This window comes from Amycolatopsis kentuckyensis, from assembly GCF_002155975.1.
Taxonomy (GTDB): domain Bacteria; phylum Actinomycetota; class Actinomycetes; order Mycobacteriales; family Pseudonocardiaceae; genus Amycolatopsis; species Amycolatopsis kentuckyensis.
The window spans coordinates 1-3,334 of the sequence record NZ_MUMI01000739.1; the positions used below are offsets into that span (position 1 = coordinate 1).

Genomic DNA, 3,334 nt, shown 5'->3' on the forward strand with positions numbered 1-3,334 from the left:
GACCGGGCTGAGCCTGCCCGAGGGCGAACTGCGCGCGGCCGCGGACCTGGCCGACGCCGAGATCAACCGGCAGGTCGCGGAGTCCGACGAGATCGCCGACGTCGTCCGCGCCCTGGAGCGGCAGTACGACACGTTCGTCGAGGCGTCCGACCGCGGCAGCCTGCTGGCGGAGTCGGTCGAGCACATGCCGACGGCGGAGGAGCTCGGCTCCCAGTTCGAGCGCTTCCTCGCGGAGCAGAACGGCGGCGACGGACCCGAGCGCGGGTGACGCGCTACGACGAGATCGGCGTCGGCTACGCGCGGGGGCGGCGGACCGACCCGCGCTGGTTCGAGCCGGTGGTGGCCGCGCTCGGTGCCGCGGCTTCGGTGCTGGACGTCGGCTCGGGGACGGGGTCGTACGAGCCGCCTGCGCGCGAGGTCGTCGCGGTCGAGCCGTCGGCGGAGATGATCCGGCAACGCGCGGCGGGGGCGGCGCCGGTGGTGCGGGCGGTCGCCGAGGCGCTGCCGTTCGCCTCGGGCACGTTCGACGCCGCGCTGGCGGTGCTGACGGTGCACCACTGGCCCGACTGGCGGCGCGGCCTCGCCGAGCTGCGCCGGGTCGCGTCCCGGCAGGTCGTCCTGGCGTACGACACCGCGTTGCACAGCGACTTCTGGTTCGTGCGGGAGTACGTGCCGGAGGTCGCCGCGCTGGAAGCGTCGAGGCCTTCGGCGCCGGAGATCGCGGACGTCCTCGGGGCGTCTTCGGTGCTGGCGTTGCCGGTGCCGTGGGACTTCACGGACGGAGTGTTCCCGGCGTACTGGCGCCGGCCGGAGGCGTACCTCGACCCGGGAGTGCGCCGGTCGTGCTCGGCGCTGGCCCAGACGTCGCCGGCGGCGGTGTCCCGGGGGATCGCCCGGCTGCGGGAGGACCTGGAGTCGGGACGCTGGCACGCGGACCACGCGCACCTGCTGGACCTGCCGGAGTGGGACGCGGGTTTCCGGCTGATCGTGGCCTAGCCGGTCACCACTCGCTGCTCGCCAGCTTGCCGACGGCTTCGGCGGTCTGCCGGAAGCCGTCCTCGCCGAGCACCGCGCGCAGCCGCGCGTTGAACTCCTCGATCTCCGGAGCGACGCTGGTCAGCGCTTTCTCGCCGGCGGTGGTCAGCTCCAGTACCACCGCGCGGTGCTCGTGCGGATGGGCGCTTCGGCCGACCAGGCCCGCGTCCACCAGCCGCGCGACCATCGCGGTCACCGCCGATTCACGCTGGCCGAGCCGCGAGGCGAGGTCTCGCTGGGTCAAGCCGCCTTCGCGCACGGCGAAGAGCGCGCCGAGCTGGGCGGTGGTGATGCCGCCGGCGGCGAGGCACCGGCGGTCGGCGGCCACGCGCAGCCGGTGCGCGGCCTGCTGGAGCAGGAAGAACAGGCGCTGGTCGGGTTCGGACACGCCCCGATCTTGACAGCCCGGGCCCGGACGCGCCATTCTCGCTTCACTAGTGAAGTGAGGCGACATGCTGGATCTCGAAGCGGCTCGAGCGGGACTGGCGGGCCAGCCGTTCAGCCGGCTCCTCGGAGCGCGGCTGACCGAGTTCGGCGACGGCGCGGCCACGCTGGAGCTGGACGTCCGCGACGAGCTCAAGCAGCAGAACGGGTTTCTCCACGGCGGCGTGCTGGCCTACGCCGCCGACAACGCTTTGACGTTCGCCGCGGGCACGGTGCTGGGGCCCGCGCTGCTCACCGCCGGCTTCACGATCGACTACCTCCGCCCGGCGGTGGGGGCCACGCTGCGAGCCCGTGCCGTCGTGGTGCGGGCCGGGCGGTCCGGAGCCACCTGCCGCTGCGATCTGTACACAGTGGATGGTCAGGGCGAGGCCGCCCTGTGTGCTGCCGCCCAGGGGAGTGCGCGCCGGAACCCTCAGCCGTGACAGCCTTCTTCGTTCAACGGCCCGAACGACGGCAGCACCAGCCCGCACAGGTAGCCGTCGATCCACCGCCCGTTCCCCGCGATGTTCGTCCCCAGCCGCACGAACGGCGCGAAACCCCGGATCCCCGCGGCCAGCGCGTCCTGGTTGCGCTGCAGCATCGACGTCAGCTGGTCCAGCTGGGTCAGCAGCGGTCCGACCCGTGACTCGCCGATCAACCCGGACAGCTCCGCAGACAACCGCCGTGAGCCGTCGAGCAGCGTGCTGATCGCCGCCTCGCGGTTGCTCACCGAGGCGAGCAGCTCGTTCCCGTCCTCGAGGAGCCGGCGCACGGCCGCGTCGCGGTCGACCAGCGTCTGCGAAACCACGCGCGTGTTGCCCAGCAGTGCCGCCAGTTGGCTGTCGCGCGAGGCGATCGAGTCCGACAGCCGCGAGAGCCCGGCCAGTGCGGCACGCACGCTCTGCGGCGTGTTCGCCAGCGTCGCCGAGAGTGTGTCGAAGCTCCGCGCCAGCCGCGCGGTGTCGATACGGTCCACTGTGGACGAAAGTGCGCCGAACGCCGCGAGGATGTCGTAGGGCACCGTCGTGCGTGAGCGCGGGATGGGCCGACCCGGGTCGAGCGTGCCCTCGCCCTGCGGGTCGAGCGCCAGGTACTTCTGGCCCAGCACCGTTTTCAGCCGGATCGCCGCACCCGTCGCGTCGCCCAGCCAGGCGCCCTTGGCCTTGAACGAAACCAGTACGTGGTCGCCGCGCAGCCGGACGTCCGACACGCGGCCGACCTCGACGCCGGCGATGCGGACGTCGTTGCCGGAACTCAGCCCGGCCGCTTCGGTGAACTCGGCCGAGTAGGTCGTGCCGTCGCCGATCACCGGGAGGGAGCGCGCGTTCAGCGCCGTCAGCACACCCAGGGCCAGCACGGCCAGTCCGGCGAGCGCCGTCCTGACCGGAGCCCGAGGCGTTGACATGGCGTCAAGAGTGACCCACCTCACGCCGGGTCGCCAGCCGAGTCCCCCGATGAGAGGAATCGAGCGCCGGGTATTCACGGTATTCCAGTGCGTTGGCCGCGCGATCGGTCATCCAGGTGAAGATGCCGCCGAACAGCCGGGTGCTCAGCATCCGGTAGGCGCGGTTGCGGCTGCGGATCTTCGCGGCCGTGCGCGGCGCGAGGAAGTTGCCGGAGCCCTTGCCGTTCTTCTGCCCGACCGTGGCCGGCTTGCGCAGCCGCTGCTCGTACTTCGCGAACGCCGTCACGTGGTCGCCGCCGGCCGCCGCGAGCTCGCCGGCCAGCACCTGGGCGCCCATCATCGCCAGCCCGGTACCCGACCCGCCCGGCCCGGCGCACCACGCGGCGTCGCCCAAGAGCACGACGCGCCCCTTCGACCAGCGGTCGAGGTGGATCTGGCTGATCGAGTCGACGTACACCTCGTCGGCCGCGG

General features: G+C 72.8%; 5 protein-coding genes and 1 pseudogene. 3 read left to right on the forward strand and 3 right to left on the reverse strand.

What is annotated here, in order from left to right:
- Together CCN39_RS46955 and CCN39_RS46960 are read left to right on the forward strand one after the other, a co-directional pair.
- Nucleotides 1-268, forward strand: a pseudogene (locus CCN39_RS46955) (PAC2 family protein); the annotation flags it as partial.
- Nucleotides 265-996: a class I SAM-dependent methyltransferase gene (locus CCN39_RS46960; protein WP_086853580.1), complete on the forward strand. Its 732-nt coding sequence runs from the start codon at nucleotides 265-267 to the stop codon at nucleotides 994-996. The pseudogene CCN39_RS46955 and the gene CCN39_RS46960, both read left to right, overlap by 4 nt.
- A 4-nt stretch (nucleotides 997-1,000) precedes the next feature.
- On the opposite strand, the gene CCN39_RS46965 is transcribed toward CCN39_RS46960, so the two are convergent.
- Complete coding sequence (locus tag CCN39_RS46965; protein ID WP_086853581.1) at nucleotides 1,001-1,423, reverse strand: MarR family winged helix-turn-helix transcriptional regulator; 423 nt, start codon at nucleotides 1,421-1,423, stop codon at nucleotides 1,001-1,003.
- Between the two features lie 64 nt (nucleotides 1,424-1,487).
- Here CCN39_RS46965 and CCN39_RS46970 point away from each other — a divergent pair, with 64 nt between their 5' ends.
- Nucleotides 1,488-1,901 (forward strand): PaaI family thioesterase, encoded by a 414-nt coding sequence (locus CCN39_RS46970; protein WP_086853582.1) that lies wholly within the window; start codon nucleotides 1,488-1,490, stop codon nucleotides 1,899-1,901.
- Here CCN39_RS46970 and CCN39_RS46975 read toward each other — a convergent pair.
- Nucleotides 1,892-2,863 (reverse strand): MCE family protein, encoded by a 972-nt coding sequence (locus tag CCN39_RS46975; protein WP_086853583.1) that lies wholly within the window; start codon nucleotides 2,861-2,863, stop codon nucleotides 1,892-1,894. The two genes, CCN39_RS46970 and CCN39_RS46975, sit on opposite strands and share 10 nt — an antisense overlap.
- A gap of 4 nt (nucleotides 2,864-2,867) precedes the next feature.
- The coding region (locus CCN39_RS46980) for an FAD-dependent monooxygenase (protein WP_208630684.1) at nucleotides 2,868-3,334 on the reverse strand (467 nt) is incomplete at its 5' end.

Excerpts from the sequence above, each read along its gene's own strand:
- CCN39_RS46970 (WP_086853582.1), top strand. The coding sequence starts at position 1,488 with ATGCTGGATCTCGAAGCGGCTCGAGCGGGACTGGCGGGCCAGCCGTTC.
- CCN39_RS46975 (WP_086853583.1), bottom strand. The coding sequence starts at position 2,863 with ATGTCAACGCCTCGGGCTCCGGTCAGGACGGCGCTCGCCGGACTGGCC.